The 22,098-nt window shown below is 74.8% G+C and carries 16 protein-coding genes; 11 read left to right on the top strand and 5 right to left on the bottom strand.

Going from position 1 to position 22,098, the window contains the following annotated elements:
• Positions 1-2 precede the first annotated feature (2 nt).
• Both PVK74_RS16810 and PVK74_RS16805 read left to right on the top strand, forming a co-directional pair.
• Positions 3-647 carry an SIMPL domain-containing protein gene (locus tag PVK74_RS16810; protein ID WP_030504648.1) on the top strand — a complete coding sequence of 215 codons (645 nt, stop codon included), beginning with the start codon at positions 3-5 and terminating at the stop codon, positions 645-647.
• Complete coding sequence (locus PVK74_RS16805; protein ID WP_274476758.1) at positions 647-1,294, top strand: nucleoside/nucleotide kinase family protein; 648 nt, start codon at positions 647-649, stop codon at positions 1,292-1,294. The genes PVK74_RS16810 and PVK74_RS16805 overlap by 1 nt, the downstream gene beginning before the upstream one ends.
• Positions 1,295-1,336: 42 nt before the next feature.
• On the opposite strand, the gene PVK74_RS16800 is transcribed toward PVK74_RS16805, so the two are convergent.
• Both PVK74_RS16800 and PVK74_RS16795 read right to left on the bottom strand, forming a co-directional pair.
• Positions 1,337-3,922, bottom strand: coding sequence for a hypothetical protein (locus tag PVK74_RS16800; protein WP_274476757.1), 2,586 nt, complete (start codon positions 3,920-3,922; stop codon positions 1,337-1,339).
• A gap of 83 nt (positions 3,923-4,005) precedes the next feature.
• Positions 4,006-4,572, bottom strand: coding sequence for a sugar O-acetyltransferase (locus tag PVK74_RS16795; RefSeq protein WP_166457214.1), 567 nt, complete (start codon positions 4,570-4,572; stop codon positions 4,006-4,008).
• 140 nt (positions 4,573-4,712) lie between these two features.
• Here PVK74_RS16795 and PVK74_RS16790 point away from each other — a divergent pair, with 140 nt between their 5' ends.
• Entirely contained in the window at positions 4,713-8,051 is a 3,339-nt protein-coding gene (locus tag PVK74_RS16790; RefSeq protein WP_274476756.1) for a S8 family serine peptidase, read from the top strand.
• A 51-nt stretch (positions 8,052-8,102) separates the two neighbouring features.
• Here the strand turns inward: PVK74_RS16790 and dapD are convergent, their stop codons facing one another.
• Entirely contained in the window at positions 8,103-9,062 is a 960-nt protein-coding gene (dapD, locus tag PVK74_RS16785) for a 2,3,4,5-tetrahydropyridine-2,6-dicarboxylate N-succinyltransferase (protein WP_043330947.1), read from the bottom strand.
• Between the two features lie 105 nt (positions 9,063-9,167).
• On the opposite strand from dapD, the gene dapE reads away from it, so the two are divergent.
• Entirely contained in the window at positions 9,168-10,241 is a 1,074-nt protein-coding gene (dapE, locus tag PVK74_RS16780) for a succinyl-diaminopimelate desuccinylase (protein WP_274476755.1), read from the top strand.
• A gap of 46 nt (positions 10,242-10,287) precedes the next feature.
• Here dapE and PVK74_RS16775 read toward each other — a convergent pair whose 3' ends face one another.
• Positions 10,288-10,449, bottom strand: coding sequence for a hypothetical protein (locus PVK74_RS16775; protein WP_166457212.1), 162 nt, complete (start codon positions 10,447-10,449; stop codon positions 10,288-10,290).
• Between the two features lie 154 nt (positions 10,450-10,603).
• Between PVK74_RS16775 and PVK74_RS16770 the strand changes: the two genes are divergently transcribed.
• From PVK74_RS16770 to PVK74_RS16740, 7 genes are all read left to right on the top strand, one after another.
• Positions 10,604-11,485, top strand: a complete 882-nt coding sequence (locus PVK74_RS16770; RefSeq protein ID WP_113974675.1) for an LOG family protein — start codon at positions 10,604-10,606, stop codon at positions 11,483-11,485.
• Between the two features lie 2 nt (positions 11,486-11,487).
• Positions 11,488-12,033, top strand: a complete 546-nt coding sequence (locus tag PVK74_RS16765; RefSeq protein ID WP_043328444.1) for an LOG family protein — start codon at positions 11,488-11,490, stop codon at positions 12,031-12,033.
• Between the two features lie 241 nt (positions 12,034-12,274).
• Entirely contained in the window at positions 12,275-15,910 is a 3,636-nt protein-coding gene (locus PVK74_RS16760; RefSeq protein WP_274479286.1) for an ATP-dependent helicase, read from the top strand.
• Complete coding sequence (locus PVK74_RS16755) at positions 15,907-19,311, top strand: ATP-dependent helicase (protein ID WP_274476754.1); 3,405 nt, start codon at positions 15,907-15,909, stop codon at positions 19,309-19,311. The genes PVK74_RS16760 and PVK74_RS16755 overlap by 4 nt, the downstream gene beginning before the upstream one ends.
• Before the next feature lie 204 nt (positions 19,312-19,515).
• On the top strand, positions 19,516-19,719 hold the full coding sequence (gene cspE, locus PVK74_RS16750; RefSeq protein ID WP_013288421.1) for a transcription antiterminator/RNA stability regulator CspE: 204 nt from the start codon (positions 19,516-19,518) through the stop codon (positions 19,717-19,719).
• Between the two features lie 178 nt (positions 19,720-19,897).
• Positions 19,898-21,151, top strand: coding sequence for a DEAD/DEAH box helicase (locus tag PVK74_RS16745; RefSeq protein ID WP_030503654.1), 1,254 nt, complete (start codon positions 19,898-19,900; stop codon positions 21,149-21,151).
• A 163-nt stretch (positions 21,152-21,314) separates the two neighbouring features.
• Positions 21,315-21,500, top strand: a complete 186-nt coding sequence (locus PVK74_RS16740) for a hypothetical protein (RefSeq protein WP_043328445.1) — start codon at positions 21,315-21,317, stop codon at positions 21,498-21,500.
• Between the two features lie 150 nt (positions 21,501-21,650).
• Here PVK74_RS16740 and PVK74_RS16735 read toward each other — a convergent pair whose 3' ends face one another.
• Entirely contained in the window at positions 21,651-22,094 is a 444-nt protein-coding gene (locus PVK74_RS16735; RefSeq protein WP_043328446.1) for an RrF2 family transcriptional regulator, read from the bottom strand.
• Between the last annotated feature and the right edge of the window lie 4 nt (positions 22,095-22,098).

Below are 22,098 nucleotides of genomic sequence, written 5' to 3'. Positions count from 1 at the left end.
GCATGGCGGACGCACCGGTCGTGGCGGTACGCGGTGAGGCGTACCGGGAGGTGGCGCCCGAGCTGGCGCGGTTCACGGTGACGGCGACGGCCCGGGACCGGGATCGCGAGACCACGCTGACCCGGCTGGCCGAACGGGCCGCAGCGGTGCGGGCGCTGCTCGACGCGGCCGAGCCGGCGGTGGAGCGCCGGGAGACCGGCCAGGTGCACGTCTGGCCGGTGACGAGGCGTTCCGGCGACCGCGTCGTGGCATACCAGGGCAGCGTGAGCACCACTGTCACGACGAGCGACTTCACCGCGCTGGGCGAGCTGATGCTCCGCCTGGCCGACCAGGAGCAGGTCGAGGTGGCCGGCCCGGTGTGGTCGCTGCGGCCGGACAGCCCGGCCTACCGGGAGGCGCGGCAGGCGGCGATCGCGGACGCGCTGGTCCGGGCCCGGGAGTACGCCGAGGCGCTCGGCGCCCGGGTGACGGCGCTGCGGGAGCTGTCCGACACCGGGCTGAGCGCGTCCCCGCCGATGATGGTCAAGGCGGCGTACGCGCGCTCCGGCGAGCAGCCGGAGCTGGAGTTGGAGCTGGACCCGGCGCCGCAGCCGGTGCAGGCGGCGGTCGAGGCGCGGTTCACCATCAGCGAGCCGGTGCTGGGCTGATGCCGGCGGCGGAGGTGCTCGGGCTCGACGACCTGGTCGCCCGGGCGCGCGCGCTGGCCGAGGCCGGCCCGCGTCAGCTGCTCGGCATCGCCGGGGCACCCGGTGCGGGCAAGTCCACCCTGGCGGAAGGGATCGTGGCCGCGCTCGGCCCGGTCGCCCGGCTGGTCCCGATGGACGGCTTCCACCTGGCCGGGACGGCGTTGGAGCGGCTCGGCCGGTCGGGGCGCAAGGGCGCGCCGGACACGTTCGACGTCAACGGGTTCGCCTCGATGCTGCGCCGGTTGCGCCGGCTGGAGCCGACGTCGGTGTGGGTGCCGGAGTTCCGCCGTGACCTGGAGGAGCCGGTCGCCGGGGCGATCGAGGTCCCGCCCGAGGTGCGCCTGGTGGTCACCGAGGGCAACTACCTGCTGCTGCGGGACGACCCGTGGGAGGAGGTGCGGACGCTCCTGCACGAGGCCTGGTTCCTCGATCTGGAAGCGGAGGTGCGGGTGCGCCGGCTCACCGCGCGGCACGAGGCGTACGGGAAGTCGCCGGAGCAGGCCCGGGCCTGGGCGCTGGGCAGCGACGAGGAGAACGCCCGGCTGGTCGCGGGCACGGCCGTGCACGCCGACCTGGTGGTCCGCCTGGCCGACCCGCCGCCGGCGTGACGCCGGGCGCTGCCGCCGACCCGCCGCCGCACCGGCGCACGGTCAGCCGGTTCGTTGCCGGGGCGACGGCACGGTGCGGCGCAGCAACCGGGCCACCACGGCGCGCTCGCGGGTGAACTCCGCCGCCTCCGGGTAGCCGCTGTGGCTGCGGATGGGCGGGTCGGCCACCTCGCCGCCGGTCGGGTGCAGCGCCTCCGGGTCCGCCACCGGCACGTCCCGCTGCCCGGCGCTGACCTGCCAGCCGAGCGGATCCGTGTCCCGCCAGAAGTTCGTCCAGGCCACGTGGCCGCCGGGCCAGGTGAGCGCGCCGGCCAGCGTACGCAGCCGCTCCGGGCCGAAGTAGGACGGGAAGACCCGCCCGTAGAGCCGGGTGAGCTGGCAGCCGTAGGAGAAGAACCAGGTACGCAGCCGCCACCGGCGGGGCAGTTGCAGAAGCACTGCGGCGCAGATGACGGTGCCCTGGCTGTGCCCGGAGAGGATGACGCCGTCCATCCGGTCGCTGTGGTGCGGCGGTAGCGCCAGCAGGCCCGCGACCCGGGTCTGGAGTTCCGGTACGGCGCGCTCGGCGTAGCTGGGCGGGGCGAGCGGGTGCGCGGCCCGGGGCCAGAACGTGCACACGTCCCAGATCACGCCGACCGAGCGGCGTACCGAGTCGGTGCGGTAGACCAGCAGCCCGAGCGCCGCCATCACCACCGGCAGCCAGCCGAGGATGGCGTCTCCCCGTTCGGCGGTCCAGTGGATGGCGGTCTGCCAGCCGGAGGGGGACAGCGGGCTCGGCCGTTCGCCGGAGAGCGCGGCGGCGCAGCAGAGCGTGACCAGGACCGCGCAGAACGCGGCGTAGCAGCCCATCAGCCGGACCGCGTGCTCGCCGACCAGCCGGTGCAGCGCCCGGTACGTGCTGACGTCGCGGCAGCGTCGCCGGTCGTGCGCGGACAGGCCGGGGGCGGCGGTGAGCCGGGCGTACTCCACCCGGCGCAGGCGGTGCAGCAGGACCGCGACCCGGACCAGCAGCCCGATCAGCGCGAGCAGGCCGACCGCGCAGGCCAGCCCGGCCCAGAAGACGGCGAGCGGAGGTATCACCCGGCTCGGGCCGCTCGGCTCGGCCGACGCGTCCAGCCGGTCGCTGACCCAGTAGAGCAGTCCGGCGCAGTAGGCCGCCGCCATCATCCAGCCGAAACCGGCGATGACCGCCGGGGCGCAGCCCCGCCAGGCCAGATCGGTGTACGCGCCGAGCGGCTGGGTCGGCACCGCCGGGCGCAGGCGGGGCAGGAGCAGTCCGATGCCGGCCAGCACACCGGCCGGGCCGACGAGCATCCAGGTGCGCAGCGCGTCCGGCGCGTCGGGCAGGCCGGGCAGCCCGCGTTCGATCCAGGTCGCGCCCAGCGGCAGCAGCAGCGCCCCGGCGGCCGGACCGGCCAGTGCCCGCCGGCCGGAGCGGTTCGCCGCGGCGATGGCCACCAGCAGCAGCACCTGGTAGGCGACGAGCCAGGCGATGGCGGTGTCGTACCCGGGCAGTGACCGGTCGGCATGGCAGCCGGCGATCTCCGGCTGCGCCGCGCACCCGAGCGGCGGCCGGTACGCCGACAGCGGCTGGCCGGCCGGGCCCTCGGGCAGCAGCAGCAGGACGAACGTGCCGACCAGACCGAGCGCGGTGAGCGCCGCGACGGCGATGCTCCACCGGCCGAGCGGGGTGGCGCCCTGGCGCCGGCTCAACCAGGGCCGGGCCACCGCGATCACGGCGATCGCCACCACGGCGGCGAGCAGCGCGACGGTCGGCCAGGCGACAGTGGCCCGCAGGCCGCGCGGCGGATCCATGATGAGAACCGCGGTGACGGGTACGGCGGCGGCGGTGACCGCGCCCGTGCACAGGTGCAGCACGGCGGCGCGGCGCAGTTGCCCTTCCCCGTTCCAGAACGTCGGATCCTGGAGCGGGTTCTGCGGCGGCTCGCGCGGCTCCGGTGGTTCGACCGGCTCACCGTCTTCCCGGACGGGCGCATGGTGGTGCGGGTCGGCGGGCATCTGCGCCTCGTACTGGTAGGTGCGGAAGGCGACGAGTCCGATCGCGGCCAGCACGAGCAGCGGCAGCAGCAGTCCGAGCGCGAGCGCCCGGGTGCCCTGCCGCCACCAGGAGTCGCCGAGGAACTGCCACGGCCCGGGGAGCCGGCCGAGGCAGTCCGCCTCCACGCACTGCCAGCCGATCAGGTCCACGCCGACGCCGGTCACGGTCATGACGAGCGTGCAGGTCAGGCTCAGGCAGAACAGGCGGATGAGCCAGGCGGTGATGCCGGACCGGCTGGCCCAGCGCTCCTGGTCCGGGTCGGGCGGGATGCCCGCGCGGGCGTGCAGCGCGACGTTCGCCAGGGCGAAAGGGAGCAGCAGCGTCCACAGCGCCCGTTCCACGTCCCGCCGGGTCCGCGCGCCGGAGGTCAACTGCCCCCAGCTGTACGCCTCGACGGTGATCGGGTCGTCCCGGCCGGCTGTGGTGGACCGGTAGAAGCCGGTCACCTGACCGCCGGCGACGAGTGCTGGTTGCCCACCGTCACCGTTCGCGCCTGCTTTCAGGCCGAGCAGCTGATCCGGCGGGGTGTTCGACACCCCGTGCACCCGTAGTTCGAGGACCCGCTCCATAGTGCCTCCCGGTGAACGCCCTACTACTCAGAGTGCACGCCGGGGCTGGAGTCCGCATCCGCTGGAGCGGTTGTTCCCGCAGCTCAGGATGGCTGAGTCAGGCTTCTGATCGGACGAGCGGGGTTACCCACCGCCACCACATTGGCCGGCAGGTCGCGGGTCACGACAGCGCCGGCGCCGACCACCGTGTTCTCGCCGATGGTCACCCCGGCTAGGACGATCACTCCGCCGCCGAGCCAGACGTTGTCACCGATGGTGATCGGCTGTGCGGATTCCCACTTGGCCCGGCGCGCCTCCGGTTCGACCGGGTGGGTGGCGGTGAGCAGCTGCACGTTCGGTCCGATCTGGACGTCCGCGCCGATGGTGATGCGGGCGACGTCGAGGAGGACCGCGTTGAAGTTGACGAACGTGCGCGGGCCGATGTGCGTCTGGTGTCCGTAGTCGCAGTGCAGTGGCGGCCGGACCCAGGCGTCCTCGCCGAGTGAGCCGAGCAGTTCGCGCAGCGCGGCGAGGCGGCCCGCCGGATCGTCGGCGGAGCTGCGGTTGAAGCGTTCGCTGAGCCGGGCCGCGCGCTCCAGGTCCGCGATGATCGCGGGATCGTCGGCGATGTACTGCTCGCCGGCCAGCATCCGGTCCTTCATGGAGGTCATCGCTCGATCGTCCCGGCCGGTTCGGGAGCGTGGTGGCGGTTCCGTCGGATCGGCGACTTCCCGATGCATACGCGGTATGCAATGCTGATACCCGCATCGATGTGTCCCTCATCGATGAAACGTTCGACGAAGGAGGAAGGTTGCTCCGGAATCGCAGAAAACTGGGCGCGCTGGGCATGGCCCTGGCGCTGGCGCTCGGTCTGCCGGTGCCCGCGCGGGCTGCCGCGCCCACCGGCCCGTCCGCGCCCACCGGCCCGTCCGAACAGGCCGGCAGCCGTGCGGCCACCGTCACCCTGATCACCGGGGACCGGGTCACCGTCACCGGCGGCCACGCCGCGGTACGCCCCGGCGCCGGGCGTACCGGCATCGAGTTTCTGGTCCGCCGCGAGCGCGACCGCCTCACCGTGCTGCCGCAGGACGCGCTCCCGCTGGTCCGCGCCGGCAAACTCGACCGGCGGCTGTTCGACGTCACCGGGCTGATCGAGGCCGGCTACGACGACGCGCGGCGCGACACCGTACCGCTGCTCGTGACGTACCGGCCGGGGGTGGCCCGGCGCGCGGCGGCTCCGCTCGCCGGCGCCCGGGTGACCCGCGACCTGCCGGCGATCACCGGCGCGGCGGTCGTCGCGTCCAAGAGCGACACCGGCGCGCTCTGGAACGCGGTCAGCGCCGACAGTTCCGGTGCCCGGCTCGACGCGGCGGGGGGTGTCGAGCGGATCTGGCTCGACGGCCGGCGGCGGGTGACGCTCGACCACAGCGTGCCGCAGATCGGCGCGCCGACCGCCTGGGCCGCCGGATACACCGGCAAGGGCGTCCGGGTCGCGGTGCTCGACACCGGCGTCGACCTCACCCACCCGGACCTGGCGGGCAAGGTCGCCGAGTCGCGCAACTTCACCGAGGAGACCAACCCGGACGACATCGTCGGGCACGGCACCCACGTGGCCTCGACCATCGCCGGCAGCGGGGCCGCCTCCGGCGGGAAGTACCGGGGCGTCGCGCCGGACGCCACGCTGCTGTCCGGGAAGGTCTGCGAGGTCTACGGCTGCACCGAGTCGGCCATCCTGGCCGGCATGCAGTGGGCCGCCGCCGAACAGCACGCCACTGTGGTCAACATGAGTCTCGGCGGCGGCGACACGCCGGAGGTGGACCCGCTGGAGGAGGCGGTGGGGACGCTCACCGAGCAGCACGGGACGCTTTTCGTGATCGCCGCCGGCAACGACGGCGCCGACGGCTCGGTCGGGTCGCCGGCCAGCGCCGACGCCGCGCTGGCGGTCGGCGCCGTGGACCGCGACGACGCGCTCGCCGACTTCTCCAGCCGTGGCCCCCGGGTCGGCGACGGAGCGATCAAGCCGGACATCACCGCGCCCGGCGTGGAGATCGTGGCCGCCCGGGCCGCACACGGCGAGATCGGCGACCCGGTGGGCGACAAGTACGCCGCACTGTCCGGCACGTCGATGGCCACGCCGCACGTGGCCGGCGCGGTCGCGCTCCTCGCCCAGCAGCACCCCGGCTGGACGCCCGCCAGCTACAAGGCGACGTTGATGGCCTCGGCGAAGCCGCACCCGGAGCAGACCGCGTACCAGCAGGGCGCGGGCCGGGTCGACCTCGCCCGCGCGATCACCCAGCAGGTGACCAGCGACCCGCCGTCCGTCTCGTTCGGCGTGGCGACCTGGCCGCACACCGACGACCAGCCGATCAGCCGGACCGTCACCTACCGCAACGGCGGGACCGCCCCGGTCACGCTGGACCTGAGCACCGAGTTCACCGGGCCGGGCGGACGGTCCGCACCGGCCGGCATGCTCACCCTCAGCGCCCCCCGGCTCACCGTCCCGGCGGGCGGCAGCGCCCAGGTGACGGTGGTCGTGGACACCCGGCTCGGCGGCGCCGACGGCTACTGGACCGGCCGCCTGGTCGCCCGCGCCGGCGACGCGGTGGCGGTGACCCCGCTCGCGGTCGACCGCGAGGTGGAGAGCTACGACCTGACGGTGACGCACCGCAACCGCTCCGGCGCTCTGACCGGTGACTACTTCACCAGCCTGCTCGGGCTCGACGACGCCAGCTACCGCGACGTGTACGACGCCGACGGCGAGGCCCGGCTGCGGGTGCCAAAGGGCCGGTACGGCGTGCAGAGCCTGATCTTCGCAGCCGGCGACGAGGGCTGGTCGGAGGTCTCCTTCCTCGCCCAGCCGGAGCTGGTGGTGACCGGCAACCAGCGGCTCGTGCTGGACGCGCGGGCGGCGAAGCCGGTCCGTACCACGGTGCCGCAGCGCGGCGCGGCACCGCTGCTGATCGACCTCACCGCGGCCTGGAAGCTCGACGACTTCCAAGCCAGCTTCGGGCTCTGGGCCGACAAGTTCGACGGTCTCTACTCGGGCCAGGTCGGCCGCAACGTCTCCGCCGACCTCTTCGTCGGCGCGGTCGCCAGCCAGTGGACCGAGGCGAAGGCGCCCGAGCGCAGCCCGTACTTCTACGGCCTGAACGAGCAGTTCCCGGGCCGGTTCCCGACCGGTTTCGTCAGGCACTACCGGCCCGCCGACTTCGCCACCGTCACGAGCCGGTTCGCCGCCGGCTACACCGGGATGGACAACGAACGGGTCGTGTTCCCGGAGTCCGACTACGACATCGGCGGCTCGGCGATCGTCCTGCCGGTCCAGGTGCCCGGCAAGCGGATCGAGCACCTCTCCACCGCCAAGACCCGCTGGAGCGCCGAGCTGGACTTCGGTGAGCGGGACGAGGACGGCTGGCTGGAGGCGCGGGCGGTGCTGCAGTCCGTGTCCACCCGCTACCGGGCCGGGCGCACCTACACCGAGGAATGGAACAAGGGCCCCTTCGGCCCGTCGTTCCCGCAGCCGCGCTGGCCGGAGGAGAGCATCACCCGCATCGGCGACAGCATCGTGGTCGCGCTGCCGGTGCACAGCGACGCGGCCGGGCATCCGGGCGGTTCGCTGAACGACACCGAGCACACGCGGCTGTTCCGCAACGGCAAGCTGGTCGGCGAGTCGCCCTACCCGGGGTACGGCGAGTTCACAGTGCCGCCGGGCGCGGCGAACTACCGGCTGGAGACCGCCGCGAAGCGGGGCTTCACCGACCTGAGCACCGAGGTCTCGGCGAGCTGGACGTTCCGCTCCAAGCGGGTTCCGGGTGACGTGCCGGCCCGGCTGCCGGCCATGGCGGTCCGGTTCACCCCGCCGCTGGCGGTGGACAGCTCGGCACCGGCGGGCCGGACGTTCACCGTGCCGGTGGCGGTGCAGCGCCAGCCCGGCGCGCCGTCCGGCCGGGTCGTCGCGCTCACCGTCGACGTCTCCTACGACGGCGGGAAGACCTGGCGCAAGGCGACGGTGAAGAAGCAGGGCGGGGCGTGGACGGCCACCGTCCGGCACCCGGCCGGCCCGGGATACGCGTCGCTGCGGGCCACCGCCCGTGACGACGCCGGCAACACCGTGACCCAGCGGATCATCCAGGCGTACCGCCTGCGGTGAGCCGGCCGTCCGGGTCCGCGCGGTGGGCGCGGACCCGCACGGGGGTACGGCTCAGTCGTTGGCGTGCAGCGCGGCGTTCAGTTTGATGCCCTGCCCGGTGCGGGGCTTCGCCTCCAGCGCGCCGGTCACCGAGTTGCGCCAGAACAGCAGCCCGTCGACGCCGGACAGCTCGCGGGCCTTGACCGTCCGGCCGTCCGGAAGGGTGATCTTCGAGGCGGCGGTGATGTAGCAGCCGGCCTCCACCACGCAGTCGTCGCCGAGCGTGATGCCGACACCGGCGTTCGCGCCGATCAGGCTGCGCTCACCGATGCGCACCCTCTCCGTGCCGCCGCCGGAGAGCGTGCCCATGATCGAGGCGCCGCCGCCGACGTCGGAGCCGTCGCCGACCACCACGCCCTGCACGATGCGGCCCTCGACCATCGAGGTGCCCAGCGTGCCCGCGTTGAAGTTGACGAAGCCCTCGTGCATCACGGTGGTGCCGGAGGACAGGTACGCGCCCAGCCGGACCCGGTCCGCGTCGGCGATCCGCACCCCGGACGGCACCACGTAGTCGGTCATCCGGGGGAACTTGTCGACCCCGTACACGGCCAGGTGGCGGCCCGCCGCCCGCTCGATGACACGCAGCTCGTCCACCCGCTCCGGCGGGCACGGCCCGGCCGACGTCCAGGCCACGTTCGCCAGCTTGCCGAAGATGCCGTCGAGGTTCAGCTCGTTCGGTCGCACCAGGCGGTGGGAGAGCAGGTGCAACCGCAGGTACGCGTCGGCCGCGTCCTTGATCGGGTCGTCCAGCGAACCGATCACCGTGGTCACCTCGACCGTGCGCAGACCGGGCAGCGCACGCGCGCCGATCGCGCCCGGCGGCAGGTCGAGCACGTCGGCCTGGTCCTCGCCGGGCACCAGCGGCAGCTCGCCCAGGCCCAGCTTGCCGGTCGGGTACCAGGTGTCGAGCACCTGGTCCTCGGCGGTGACGGTGGCCAGGCCGATGCCCCAGGCAGATGGTGCGGACGTCACGATGTCACCCTTCTCCTCCGGCAACGGCGTCCGCCGCTGCTCGCGGCCGCGGGCCTCGCCGAACGTGTTCCCTGGCCCGCCGAGGTTGACGGTACCGTGCGAGACATGCAGAACCCGTTGACCCCCGAGGTCCTGGCCGATCCGGTGGCGCTGACCCGCGCCCTGGTCGACATCGAGTCGGTCTCCCTCAACGAGAAGGCGATCGCCGACTGCGTCGAGGAGGTGCTGCGCCGTGTGCCGCACCTGACCACGTACCGGCACCAGAACACCGTCATGGCCCGTACCGACCTGGGCCGGGCTCAGCGCGTGGTGCTCGCCGGCCACCTGGACACCGTCCCGCTCAACGGCAACTTCCCCTCGACCATGCGCGGCGACCTGATGTACGGCTGCGGCACCTCCGACATGAAGTCCGGCGTGGCGTTCGCGCTGCACCTGGCGGTCACGCTGCCCGACCCGCGCTACGACGTCACGTACTTCTTCTACGAGGCCGAGGAGATCGAGTCGAAGTACAACGGCCTCACCCTGGTCGCGCAGACCCACCCGGAGTGGCTGGAGGCCGACTTCGCGGTGCTGCTGGAGCCGACGTACGGCATCGTCGAGGCGGGCTGCCAGGGCACCATGCGGGCGGTGATCACCACGCACGGGGAGCGGGCCCACGCGGCGCGTTCCTGGCACGGGGTGAACGCCATCCACGGCGCGAGCGAGGTGCTGCGGCGGCTGACCACGTACGAGGCGCGCCGGGTGACGATCGAGGGCTGCGACTACCGCGAGGGCCTCAACGCGGTACGGATCACCGGCGGGGTGGCCGGCAACGTCATCCCCGACCGGTGCGAGATCGAGATCAACTACCGGTACGCCCCGGACCGCGACCCGGCGGGCGCCGAGGCGCACCTGCGCGAGGTCTTCGCCGGCTTCGACCTGGCGGTCACCGACGCGGCGGCCGGCGCGCCACCCGGGCTGGACAACCCGGCGGCGCAGGAGTTCCTGGCGGCGGTGGGCGCCGCCCCGATCGGCAAGCTGGGCTGGACGGACGTGGCGCGGTTCGCGGCCATGGACATCCCGGCGCTGAACTTCGGGCCCGGCGACCCGAACCTGGCGCACCACAAGGACGAGCACGTCGAACTGACCAAGATCCGGGACGGCGCGGCCACCCTGCACCGCTGGCTGGCCCCGGCCTGACGCGCCGCGATCCGGGGCCCGCACCCGCCTGGCGGGCCCCGGATCGTCAGACGCTGGTCGTCAGGGGCGCGTCCGCCTCGCCGGTCTCGCCGGTGAGGTCGGTGCGGTGGGTCTCCATCATCCGGGCGCGGCGGCGCTCGGCCACCACGTCGCGGATCCGCCGCTGCATCTGACGGCGAATCCGGATCATCTCGCTGTTACTGATCAACGCTGGCTCCTCCCCCGAAGGCGCGTCGCCCGGGGTATACCGGGTATGTGAATAGTAAGACGTACGAGCCAGCGATTTAGTTGCCCGTATCCCAGATTTTCTTCGGCTCCCGGGCCAGCGCGTCCCGCCGGATCCGCTCCATTACGGTGACCACATGGGCGAGAGCAGCGGGAAGTCGGCTGGGCAGGGGCAGCGGGGGGAGACGCGTCGGGCGGAACGGCACCGCGGTGCGGTGACGCTGCGCAACCGGGCGATTCCGACGAGTACCGCTGATCAGCGACTGCTCGACTCCCGGGGACGCAGCGACTGGAAGACCAAGGACGCCTGGCGGGCCCTGCGGATCCTGTCCGAGTTCGTCGAGGGCTTCGACACCCTCGCCGACCTGCCCCCGGCGGTGAGCGTCTTCGGCTCCGCCCGCAGCAAGCCGGACAGCCCGGAGTGCCGGATGGCCGAGGAAGTGGGCGCGGCACTGGCCCGGGCCGGCTACGCGGTGATCACCGGGGGCGGCCCCGGCGTGATGGAGGCCGCCAATCGTGGCGCCGGCGAAGCCGGCGGCCTCTCCGTCGGGCTCGGCATCGAGCTGCCGTTCGAGCAGGGCCTCAACGACTGGGTCGACCTGGCCATCGACTTCCGCTACTTCTTCGCCCGCAAGACCATGTTCGTCAAGTACGCCCAGGCGTTCGTGGTGCTGCCCGGCGGCTTCGGCACCCTGGACGAGCTGTTCGAGGCGCTCACCCTGGTGCAGACCGGCAAGGTGACCCGGTTCCCGGTGGTGCTGATGGGCACCGACTACTGGCGCGGACTGCTCGACTGGCTGCGTACGACGATGGCCGCCGAGGGCAAGATCGGCCCGGCCGACCTCGACCTGATCCGGCTCACCGACGACGTCAACGAAGCGGTCCGGCACATCGTGGAGGCCGAGGCGGTGCTCTCCGCCGAGCAGGAGGCGGTACGCGAGGAGGCGGTCGCCCGGGTCGCCGCCGACCAGCGCGCCGCCGCCGAGGCCGCCCCCGAGGGCCCGGCCGGACGGAGCTGAACGTGGCGAACGTCTGTGTCTTCTGCGCGTCCTCCCGTACTCTCGACGACCGCTGGCTCGCGCTGGCCACCGAGACCGGCGAGGAACTCGCCCGGCGCGGTCACACGCTGGTCAGCGGCGGCGGCTGCGTCGGCATGATGGGCGCCGTGGTGGAGGGCGCGCGGGCGGCCGGCGGCCGCACCATCGGCGTCATCCCGCAGTCCCTGGTCGACCTGGAGGTCGCCGACCTGGACTCCGACGAGCTGCTGGTGACCGACAGCCTGGCCGACCGCAAGACGCTGATGGACGAGAAGTCCGACGCGTTCGTGGCGCTGCCCGGCGGCCTGGGCACGTTGGACGAGCTGTTCGAGGTGTGGACCACAGCCACCCTGGCCCTGCACGCCAAGCCGATGGTGATCGTCGACGTGGACGGCTTCTACCGGCCGCTGCTCGACTGGATCCGCGGGCTCGGCGAGCAGCGCTTCCTCAAGCCGGCCGCGCTGGACCTGCTGATGGTCGCCGACAGCGTGCCCGCCGCGCTCGACCTGATCGACGCCCGCCTCACCTGACGCGCGCCCGGCCACCCGTGCTTGTTCACCACCGTCTCGGCGTGCTTGATCGACACCACTTCGGGGAGGTGGTGGTGTCCGGGCGCGCGTGATGCGGCCACTTCGCCGAGGTGGCGTGAACGCATGGAGCCGGGCGTGGGGCGGAGCCGGCAATGGTGCGCGCCGCGGGCAAGGTGAGCTGGTGACGGGCGGGACGACTGTCGGTTTCCGGGTGTCGTACCGGCGTGGTGGGATGTCGGTGATGCAGGCGTACCGGTTGGTGCGCCGGCCCGGCGGCGCGGGGGCGGGGGTCACCCACGACGCCGGGGCGGGGCAGGGGGTGGGTCGGTCCGGTGGGCCGGCCGAGGCGGAGCCGCGATCCGGGGGGTCGGCGGGCGATGCCGCGCACCCACAGACCGCCACGCCGCACGACAGCGCTTCGCCGCAGACCGAGACCGGGGCGTCGTCACCGTCGGCCGCTTCGGCGGGGACCGGGGCCGGGGCGGGCACGAACGTCTCGCGCCGGGTCGATCCGGTGCAGGCCGAGGTGGTGGCGCACACCGACGGGCCGATGCTCGTCGTGGGTGGTCCCGGCACCGGCAAGACGTCCACGCTCGTCGAGGCGGTCGCCGCCCGGGTGGCCGAGGGCGTCGACCCGGAGCGGATCCTGGTGCTCACCTTCGGCCGGCGGGGCGCCACCGAGCTGCGCCACCGGATCGAGGCGCGTATCGCCGGGGACGGACACCGCGTGGTCCGCGAGCCGTTGGTGCGCACGTTCCCGGCGTACGCCTTCGGGCTGCTGCGCCGCGCGGCGGCCGAACGCGGCGAGCCCTCACCGCGGCTGCTCACCGGCCCGGAGCAGGATCTGATCATCCGCGAGCTGCTCGACGTGGTGGGGGAGGAGCCCGGCGACGACCCGGTCGGCTGGCCGGAGGACCTGCGCCCCGCGCTGCGTACCCGGGCGTTCGCCCAGCAGCTGCGCGACCTGCTGATGCGGGCCGCGGAGCGCGGCGTCGGGCCGGTGGAGCTGGCCCGGCTGGGCGAGAAGCTGGGCCGCGCCGACTGGCCGGCCGCCGCGCGTTTCCTGCGGGAGTACGTCGCCGTGCTCGCCCTGCGCGACGTGAGCAACAGGGGCTCGGTCGCGTACGACCCGGCGGAGCTGGTGCGGGCCGCCACCGGCATGCTGCTCGACGATCCCGAGCTGCTCGCCGCCGAGCGCCGCCGCCTGGCCCACGTGTACGTCGACGAGCTGGCCGACACCGACCCGGCGCAGCTCGACCTGCTCGCCGTGGTGGCCGGAGGCGGGCGGTCCCTGGTGGCGTTCGCCGACCCGGACTCGTCCACGTACGCCTTCCGGGGCGCCGACCCGGCCGGCGTCGCCACGTTCCCGCACCGCTTCCGCACCGCCTCCGGCGCGACGGCGGCCCAGGTCACGCTCACCACCTCCTACCGGGCCGGGCCGGAACTGCTCGCGGCCACCGCCCGGCTGGCCCGGCGGCTGCGCGGCCCGGCGGCGCACCGGCGGCTGCGCCCGCTGCCCGATGCGCCGGCCGGAACGGTGGAGGTACGGACGTTCCGCTCCGCCACCAGCGAGTCGGCCTGGCTGGCGCACGCGTTGCGCGAGGCGCACCTGCTCGACGGCGTGCCGTGGTCCCGGATGGCGGTGCTGGTCCGCTCCACCGGCCGGCAACTGCCGTCGCTGCGGCGCGCGCTGCACACGGCCGGGGTGCCGACCGTCGTGCACGGCGAGGACCTTCCGCTGCACCTCCAGCCGGCGGTCGCCCCGCTGCTGCTCCTGCTGCGCTGTGCGCTCGAACCGGACCGGCTGGACGAGGAGGCCGCTGTCGCGCTGCTGCACTCGCCGCTGGGCGGGGCCGACCCGCTGGCCGAGCGGCGGCTGCGTCAAGGGCTGCGGGCGCTGGCGCTGGCCGGCGGCGACCGCCGTCCCTCCGGCGACCTGCTGGTGGAGGCGCTGCGCGACCCGGCCGAGCTGTCCACCATCGAGCGCCGCTGGGCGGCCCCCGCGCAGGCCGTGGCGCACCTGCTGGAGACCGCCCGGCAGGCCGCCGCCACCCCGGGCGCGACGGTCGAGGACGTGCTCTGGGCGGTGTGGCGGGAGAGCGGGCTGGCCGAACGCTGGGCCGGGGCGATCACCAGGGGTCGGGCGGCCACCGGCGAGCACGAGACCGCCCAGCGGTGGCGGGCCGAGGCCGCCGACCGGGACCTGGACGCCGTACTCGTGCTGTTCGACGCGGCGGCCCGGTTCACCGACCGGCTGCCCGGCGCGCGTACCGAGGTGTTCCTCGACCACGTTCTCGGGCAGGAACTGCCCGCCGACACGCTCGCCGCCGCCGCCGACCGGGGCGACGCGGTACGCCTGCTCACCGCGCACGCCGCGAAGGGCCTGGAATGGGACCTGGTCGCGGTGGCCGGGGTGCAGGAGGGCGTCTGGCCGGACCTGCGCCTGCGCGGCAGCCTGCTCGGCTCGGAGCGCCTGGTCGACGTGCTGGCCGGTCGCGCCGACGGGGCCGGCCTGCGGGCCAGCCTGGTCGGGCAGACGTCGGCGTTGCTGGACGAGGAGCGGCGACTGTTCCACGTGGCGATCAGCCGGGCCCGGCGGCGGCTGCTGGTCACCGCTGTGGCGTCGGCGGCGGTCGGCGGGGACGACCACGAGGAGCAGCCGAGCCGCTTCCTGCACGAAATCGCAGCCGCCGACCCACCCGCCACCGGCGCAGGCGGCACCGCCCCGACCGGCCCGGACCCGACCGGCCCGGACCCGACCGGCCCCGGCCCGGCCGGGAACGGACCGACCGGCCAGGTCACGCGCGGGCAAACCGCGGACGGGCCGGTGCCACACGGGGACGAGCATCCGCAGGACGGGCCGCCCGCCGTACTCCCGGTCACGCTGCCGCCACGCGGTCTCACCCTGTCCGCGCTGGTGGCCGAGCTGCGTACCGCTGTCACCGACCCGGCGGCGCCGATCACCCGGCGGCACGCGGCGGCGGGTGAGCTGGCGCGGCTGGCCGCCGCCGGGGTGCCCGGCGCGCACCCGGACGACTGGTGGGGGCTGCGCGGCCTCTCCGACGACCGGCCGCTGGTCGACGAGGGCGAGCCGGTGCGGGTCACCCCGTCGGCGATGGAGAGCGCGTTGCGGTGCAGCCTGCGCTGGCTGCTGGAACGGCACGGCGGCAGCGGGCCGGCGAGCGCCGCGCAGGGCGTCGGCAACCTGGTGCACGCCGCCGCGATGCTCGCCGAGGACGCCAGCGTCGACCGGGAGGCGTTGCTGGAGTACGTGGCCGCGCGGTTCGACGCGATCGAGCTGGCCGCCCGGTGGATGGCCGGCCCGGAGCGGCAGCGCGCCGAGGCGATGGTGGACAAGCTGCTGCGCTGGCTGGCCGGAAACCCGCGCCGGCTGCTGGCGATCGAGCACGAGTTCGCGGTCCGCCTCGACGACCCGTCCCGCCCGATCGAGCTGACCGGCCGGGTCGACCGGCTGGAGGTCGACGCCGAGGGGCGGCTCGTGGTGATCGACCTGAAGACCGGCAAGTCGACGGCGGTCACCGAGCGGGAGGTGGCCGAGCATCCGCAGCTCGGCGCGTACCAGGCGGCGGTGGAGGCGGGCGGGTTCGCCGAGTTCGGCGAGGAACCGGGCGGGGCCGCGCTGGTGCAGCTCGGCACCGGAGCGCGGGACGCCAAGGAGCAGACCCAGGCCGCGGCCGGGGAGGGGCCGGAGGCCGGGTGGGCCACCGCGCTGGTGCGCCGTACCGCCGACACGATGGCCGCCTCGACGTTCGCCGCGGTGGCCAACTCCAAGTGCCGGGTCTGCCCGGTACGCACCAGCTGCCCGGTCTCCGGCCAGGGCCGCCAGGTGGTCGAGCCGCCCCCGGAGAACTCATGAGCGTTCAGCCGGCGCTGTTCGGCGCCTCCGCCACGCCCACGCCGCGCGCGGCCGACGCCGGGCCCCGCTACACGCCCGTCGAGCTGGCCCGGCTGCTGCGGCTGCCCGCGCCCACCCGGGAACAGGCCGCGATCATCGCCGCGCCGGTGGAACCGCTGCTGGTGGTCGCGGGCGCCGGCTCCGGCAAGACCGAGACGATGGCCGCGCGGGTGGTGTGGCTGGTCGCCAACTCCTACGTACGCCCCGAGCACATCCTCGGCCTCACCTTCACCCGCAAGGCGGCCGGCGAGCTGGCCCACCGGGTCCGCACGCGGCTCGACCAGCTCATCCGGCGGCTCGGCCGGCAGGGGCGGGACCCGCACGACGACCCGCTGGCGGGCGAGCCGACCGTGTCCACGTACCACTCGTACGCCGGGCGGATCGTCACCGAGCACGGGCTGCGCGCCGGGTACGAGCCGACCACCCGGCTGCTCACCGAGGCGTCCCGCTGGCAGCTCGTCGACATGCTGGTGCGCAACTACGACGGGGACATGTCCGAGGTGGACCGGATGCCGTCCACCATCACCGACGCGGTCCTGGCGCTCGCCGGTGAGCTGGACGAGCACCTGGTCGACCCGGACGAGCTGGCCGGCTGGACCGGCCGGTTCTTCGCCGAGGTGCAGTCGCGTCCCGGCCGGGTCTACGCCGACGTGCGCAAGGCGCTCCAGCTCCAGCGGACCCGGCTGAAGCTGCTGCCGCTGGTGCGCGCGTACGCCCGGCGCAAGGACGACTTCGAGGCGATGGACTTCGCCGACCAGCTCGCCCGCGCGGCCCGGGTGGCCCGCGACCACCCCGGCGTCGGCGTGATCGAGCGGGACCGGTTCCGGGTGGTGCTGCTCGACGAGTACCAGGACACCAGCCACGCCCAGGTGGTGCTGCTCAACGCGCTGTTCGGCGGCGGCCACCCGGTCACCGCCGTGGGCGACCCGTGCCAGTCCATCTACGGCTGGCGCGGGGCCAGCGCCGGCACGCTGGACCGGTTCCCGGCCGAGTTCGCCCGCACCGACGGCAGCCCCGCCGACGTGCTCAGCCTGACCACGAGCTGGCGCAACCGGCCGGAGATCCTCGGTGTCGCCAACACGCTGTCGGTGCCGCTGCGGGCGGCCGGCGCGCGGGTGCCGGAGCTGCACGCCGCGCTCAGCGTCCGCGACCCGATCCCGCACCGTACCCCGGGCGGGCAGGCCGCCGGCACCGTGCACTGCGCGCTGCTGGAGACGTACGCCGACGAGGCCGACTGGATCGCGGACAGCGTGCTGGCGGCCTGGCGGGGCGCGGCCGGGATGCCCGGCGCGCTGCCCGAGCACATCCCGGCCGACCGCCGCCCGACCACCGCGGTGCTGGTGCGGCTGCGCAGCCAGATCCCGGCGATCGAGGCGGCGTTGCGCGCCCGTGGGCTTCCTGTCGACGTGGTCGGCCTGGGCGGGCTGCTGGACACCCCCGAGGTACGGGACGTGGTGTGCACGCTGCGCGTGCTCGCCGACCCGACCGACGGGGCGGCGTTGCTGCGACTGCTCACCGGCGCGCGCTGGCGGATCGGCCCGCGTGACCTGGTCGCCCTGCACCGCCGCGCTCGCGCGATCGCCCGCAGCCGCCGGGAACTGACCGGCGACGAGGGCCCGGAGATCACCGTGGACGTGCTGGACGAGGCGACGCTCGTGGAGGCGCTGGCGGACCTGGGGCCGGCGCAGGCGTACTCGGCCGAGGGCTACGCGCGGCTGCGCTCGTACGGGATGGAACTGGCGCTGCTGCGCTACCGCCTGGACCAGTCGCTGCCGGAACTGATCGCGGACATCGAGCGGACCATCGGCCTCGACGTCGAGGTGGCGGTCCGGGCCGGCCGGGACGGCGCGGGCGACGCCGGGCTGGCCCGCGCGCACCTGGACGCGCTCGGCGACGTGGCGGCCCGGTTCAGCGGCGAGACGCCCGGCGCGACGCTCGCCGGTTTCCTCGCCTACCTGGCCGCCGCCGAGGACGAGGAGCGCGGGCTGGCGCCGGGCGAGGTCGAGGTGGTGGCCGGCGCGGTGCAGGTGCTCACCTCGCACGCCGCCAAGGGCCTGGAGTGGGACGTGGTGGCGGTGGCCGGGATGACCCGGGGCGTCTGGCCGGGGCCGGTGCGCAACTCCGACCACTGGCTGGGCGGGCTGGGCGTGCTGCCGTTCCCGCTGCGCGGCGACGCGGACGGGCTGCCCGAGCTGGCCCTGCCGGAGGCGGAGGACCAGCGCGGGGTGGCCCGGGCGCTGACCGAGTTCACCGACGACTGGCGGGCGCACGACGAGCGGGAGGAGCGCCGGCTGGCGTACGTGGCGGTGACCCGCCCCCGCCGCCTGCTGCTCTGCTCCGGCTACTGGTGGGGGGAGGGGACCAAGCGGTTCCGCGGCCCGTCGGTGTTCCTGCGGGAGGTGCACGACGCCTGCCTGGCCGACCCGGACGGCCGTGTGGTCGACGCGTGGACGCCCGAGCCGGCCGGGGACGCGGTGAACCCGACCACCGAGACGGTGCTGCGGGCCGAGTGGCCGGCCGACCCGCTGGGCGCCCGCCGGCCCGCGCTGACCGAGGCGGCGGCGCTGGTCCGCCGGTACCTCGCCGACCCGGAGGTGGCCCGGCGCGAGGCGGCGCTGCTCGCCACCACCGGCGCGGCGGAGGACGCCGAGGTGGCCCGCTGGCGGCGTGAGGCCGAGCTGCTGCTCGCCGAGCGGGCGGAGCTGGCCCGGCAGGCCGAGGCGGTCGAGGTCGAACTGCCCGGCCATCTCTCGGTGACCCAGCTGGTGGCGTTGCGCCGCGACCCGGAGGCGCTGGCCCGTACGCTGCGCCGCCCGATGCCCACCGAACCGACGCCGTACGCCCGGCGCGGCACCGCGTTCCACGCCTGGCTGGAGCAGCGCTTCGGCGCGGACCGGCTGCTCGACGTGGACGAGCTGCCCGGCGCGGCGGACGAGGACGCGGCCCCGGACGAGGCCCTGGTCGAGTTGCAGGAGCGCTTCCTGGCCAGCGAGTGGGCCGACCGGGTGCCGGTGGAGGTGGAGGTGCCGTTCGCCACTGTCGTCGCCGGGGTGGTGATCCGGGGCCGGATGGACGCCGTGTTCGCCCGCCCGGGCGGGCGCTACGACGTGGTCGACTGGAAGACCGGGCGGCAGCCCACCGGCCGGGAGGCCGACGCGGCGGCGGTGCAGTTGGCGGTCTACCGGCTGGCCTGGGCGGAACTGGCCGGGGTGCCGGTGGAGCGGGTCGGCGCGGCGTTCCACTACGTCCGGGACTCGGTGACCGTCCGCCCGGCCGACCTGCTCGACGCGGACGGGCTGGCCGATCTGGTGGCCGCCGTGCCGGAAATCCCGGGGGATCTACCGCAGCGCACGAGTCCGTGATACGTTGTCCGGGTTGCAGTTTTGGTTTCCAGAGACTCTGTGTGCGCCTGGCGGATTGTGGCCCCAGGCGCTCTTTGTTGTGTCCGGAGTTCTCCGGGCGGGGCGACCAGCAGCGACAGGCACGCCGCGTATTCCACGCGCGGGGTGCTCCTCTCCGGCCCGCAACACGTGCGGGCCGACCGTTCCGTCAAGGAGACGAAACACATGGCAATTGGCACCGTCAAGTGGTTCAACGCTGACAAGGGCTTCGGCTTCATCACCCCGGACGACGGCGGCGCCGACGTCTTCGCCCACTTCTCGGCGATCCAGACCTCCGGCTACCGGAGCCTGGACGAGAACCAGCGGGTCGAGTTCGAGGTGACCCAGGGCCAGAAGGGCCCGCAGGCGGAGAACATCCGCCCGCTCTGATCTTCGGATCAACCGGCACCACCACCGCGCCCTCTCGGGCGCGGTGCACGGGCCGGCCCGCCTCTGCCGGGCCGGCCCGTCCCTTTCGGTTCGTGCTTGTGACCACCGGTGACGCCGGTGACGCGCCGCAGCCCGGCGCCCTTCCTCGACACGTGCCGCCTCGAGGAAGGCTTTCCGCATGACCACGACCCTGCCCACGTTCGCCGCCACCGGCCTGGCGCCGGCGCTCGTCTCCGAGCTGACCGCGCAGGGCATCTCCGCGCCGTTCCCGATCCAGGCGGCCACGCTGCCGGACTCGCTCGCCGGCCGCGACGTGCTCGGCCGGGGCCGCACCGGCTCCGGCAAGACGCTCGCGTTCGGGCTGCCGCTGCTGCACCGTACGGCCGGCCGCCGGGCCCGTCCGGGCCGTCCGCTCGCGCTGGTGCTCGTACCGACCCGTGAACTGGCCGCGCAGGTCACCGCCGCGCTCACCCCGTACGCTGCCACGCTCGGGCTGCGCTGCGCCACAGTGGTCGGCGGGCTCTCCCTGACCCGGCAGGCGGCCGCGCTGCGCGCCGGCGCCGAGGTGCTGGTGGCCACGCCGGGCCGGCTGCACGACCTGATCGACCGCGGGGACGCCCGGCTGGACCAGGTGACCATCACGGTGCTGGACGAGGCCGACCAGATGGCCGACATGGGCTTCCTGCCGCAGGTGACGAAGCTGCTGGAGCAGGTCGCGCCGGGCGGGCAGCGGATGCTCTTCTCGGCCACCCTGGACCGGGGCGTGGACCGGCTGGTCCGCCGCTTCCTGGCCGACCCGGTGACGCATTCCGTCGACCCGGGCACCGCCACCGTCACCGCGATGACCCACCACGTGCTGCACCTCGAGGCGGACGACAAGCAGGCCGCGCTGGCGCACATCGCCGCCCGCGAGGGCCGCACCATCGTCTTCATCGCCACCAAGCACCGCGCCGACCGGGTGGCCCGGCAGTTGCTCGCCAAGGGCGTACGCGCCGCGGCGCTGCACGGCGGCAAGTCGCAGCCGCAGCGCACCCGCATCCTGGAGCAGTTCCGCACCGGCCAGGTCACCGCGCTGGTGGCCACCGACGTGGCGGCCCGGGGCATCCACGTCGACGGGCTGGACCTGGTGGTCAACGCCGACCCGCCCGCGGAGGCCAAGGACTACCTGCACCGGGGTGGCCGGACCGCGCGGGCCGGCGAGTCGGGCACCGTGGTCACGCTGGTGCTGCCGGAGCAGCGCCGCGACGTCGCCCGGCTGATGAGCACCGCGGGCATCAACCCCAAGACCACCCGGGTACGCCCCGGCGACAGCGAGCTGAGCCGGCTCACCGGCGCCCGGGAGCCGTCCGGTGTGCCGGTGACCATCGCCGCGCCCGCTGCCGCGCACCCCGCCCCGGCGACCCGTCCTCGCCGGCGTCCGCGCCGCCGCTGACCGCGCCTGACCGGCTCGGCTTCGAGCGGGCCGGCCGACCGTCCCTGAGTCGGGAATCAGTCGACGTTCGGTCGGCTGTCCGACTGTCCGGCCTCGCCGTGGCGGCGATGCTGTCGGGCGGGGGACCGGTCGGGGGGTCGGCCGGACGCGGAGGGAGCGGTTCATGGCGGGGGAAGCCGGATCGGGCGGTGCACGGGAAGTGCTGCTGGTGCTCGCGGTGGCGGGGGCCGGCCTGGCGCTCGCCGCGGTGGCCGCGTTCGGGCCCTGGCGGCCCTCCGACGGCGGCTCGCCGGATCGCGGTGCCGCCCGCAGCTTCACGCCCGGGATGAGCGCCCCGCACGCTCAGTAGCCGCGCCGGGCGGATGATGCCCGGAAAGCGATATGACTCTCAGGTATAAATATGCCCGAGAGTCATATCGGCCAGGAGTCATGCCCTCTGTGGCCGACAACCGGCCGGGTCCGCGACCCCGCGCGCCGTCGCCCTGTGACCGGACGCGCGTCAGGGTGCCGTCGCCCGGTCGCTCAGCAGGTCGGCGAGCGTGGTCCGGTCCACGACCAGGGCGATCGCGCCGTCCACCGCCAGCCACACGTCCCGCAGGCCGGTGGCCACGCCGTGGTATCCGGCCCGGTCGGCGGGGATGCCCCGGACGCTGGTGATCGCGCCACCCACCGCGCGGAGCACGTCGCCCACGCTGATCTCGTCCGGCGGGCGGGTCAGCGCGTACCCGCCCTCGGTGCCGCGATGGCTGTGCAGCAGCCCGGCCCGCCGCAGGTCGAGCAGGATCCCCTGGAGGAAGCTGAGCGGGATGTCCTGGCTCTCGGCCAGGCTCGCCGCCTTGACCAGCTCGCCGCCGCCGGTCACCGCGTCGCCGGGGGTACCGGCGGCGTCGGCGACGGCGAGCATGGCCCGGAGCGCGTAGTCGGCGCGCGCGGAGATGTACACGACG

Source organism: Micromonospora chalcea (genome assembly GCF_028768405.1).
In the GTDB taxonomy this organism is placed as follows: domain Bacteria; phylum Actinomycetota; class Actinomycetes; order Mycobacteriales; family Micromonosporaceae; genus Micromonospora; species Micromonospora chalcea.
Note: the sequence above shows the minus strand (reverse complement) of the source record. Positions and strands in the feature narration are given on the sequence as shown.

What these genes read in the sequence shown, in the direction of transcription:
- PVK74_RS16810 (WP_030504648.1), top strand. Translation starts at nt 3, where the DNA reads ATGGCGGACGCACCGGTCGTGGCGGTACGCGGTGAGGCGTACCGGGAG.
- PVK74_RS16805 (WP_274476758.1), top strand. Translation starts at nt 647, where the DNA reads ATGCCGGCGGCGGAGGTGCTCGGGCTCGACGACCTGGTCGCCCGGGCG.
- PVK74_RS16800 (WP_274476757.1), bottom strand. Translation starts at nt 3,922, where the DNA reads ATGGAGCGGGTCCTCGAACTACGGGTGCACGGGGTGTCGAACACCCCG.
- PVK74_RS16795 (WP_166457214.1), bottom strand. Translation starts at nt 4,572, where the DNA reads ATGACCTCCATGAAGGACCGGATGCTGGCCGGCGAGCAGTACATCGCC.
- dapE (WP_274476755.1), top strand. Translation starts at nt 9,168, where the DNA reads ATGCAGAACCCGTTGACCCCCGAGGTCCTGGCCGATCCGGTGGCGCTG.
- PVK74_RS16770 (WP_113974675.1), top strand. Translation starts at nt 10,604, where the DNA reads ATGGGCGAGAGCAGCGGGAAGTCGGCTGGGCAGGGGCAGCGGGGGGAG.
- PVK74_RS16760 (WP_274479286.1), top strand. Translation starts at nt 12,275, where the DNA reads ATGCAGGCGTACCGGTTGGTGCGCCGGCCCGGCGGCGCGGGGGCGGGG.
- PVK74_RS16755 (WP_274476754.1), top strand. Translation starts at nt 15,907, where the DNA reads ATGAGCGTTCAGCCGGCGCTGTTCGGCGCCTCCGCCACGCCCACGCCG.
- cspE (WP_013288421.1), top strand. Translation starts at nt 19,516, where the DNA reads ATGGCAATTGGCACCGTCAAGTGGTTCAACGCTGACAAGGGCTTCGGC.
- PVK74_RS16745 (WP_030503654.1), top strand. Translation starts at nt 19,898, where the DNA reads ATGACCACGACCCTGCCCACGTTCGCCGCCACCGGCCTGGCGCCGGCG.
- PVK74_RS16740 (WP_043328445.1), top strand. Translation starts at nt 21,315, where the DNA reads ATGGCGGGGGAAGCCGGATCGGGCGGTGCACGGGAAGTGCTGCTGGTG.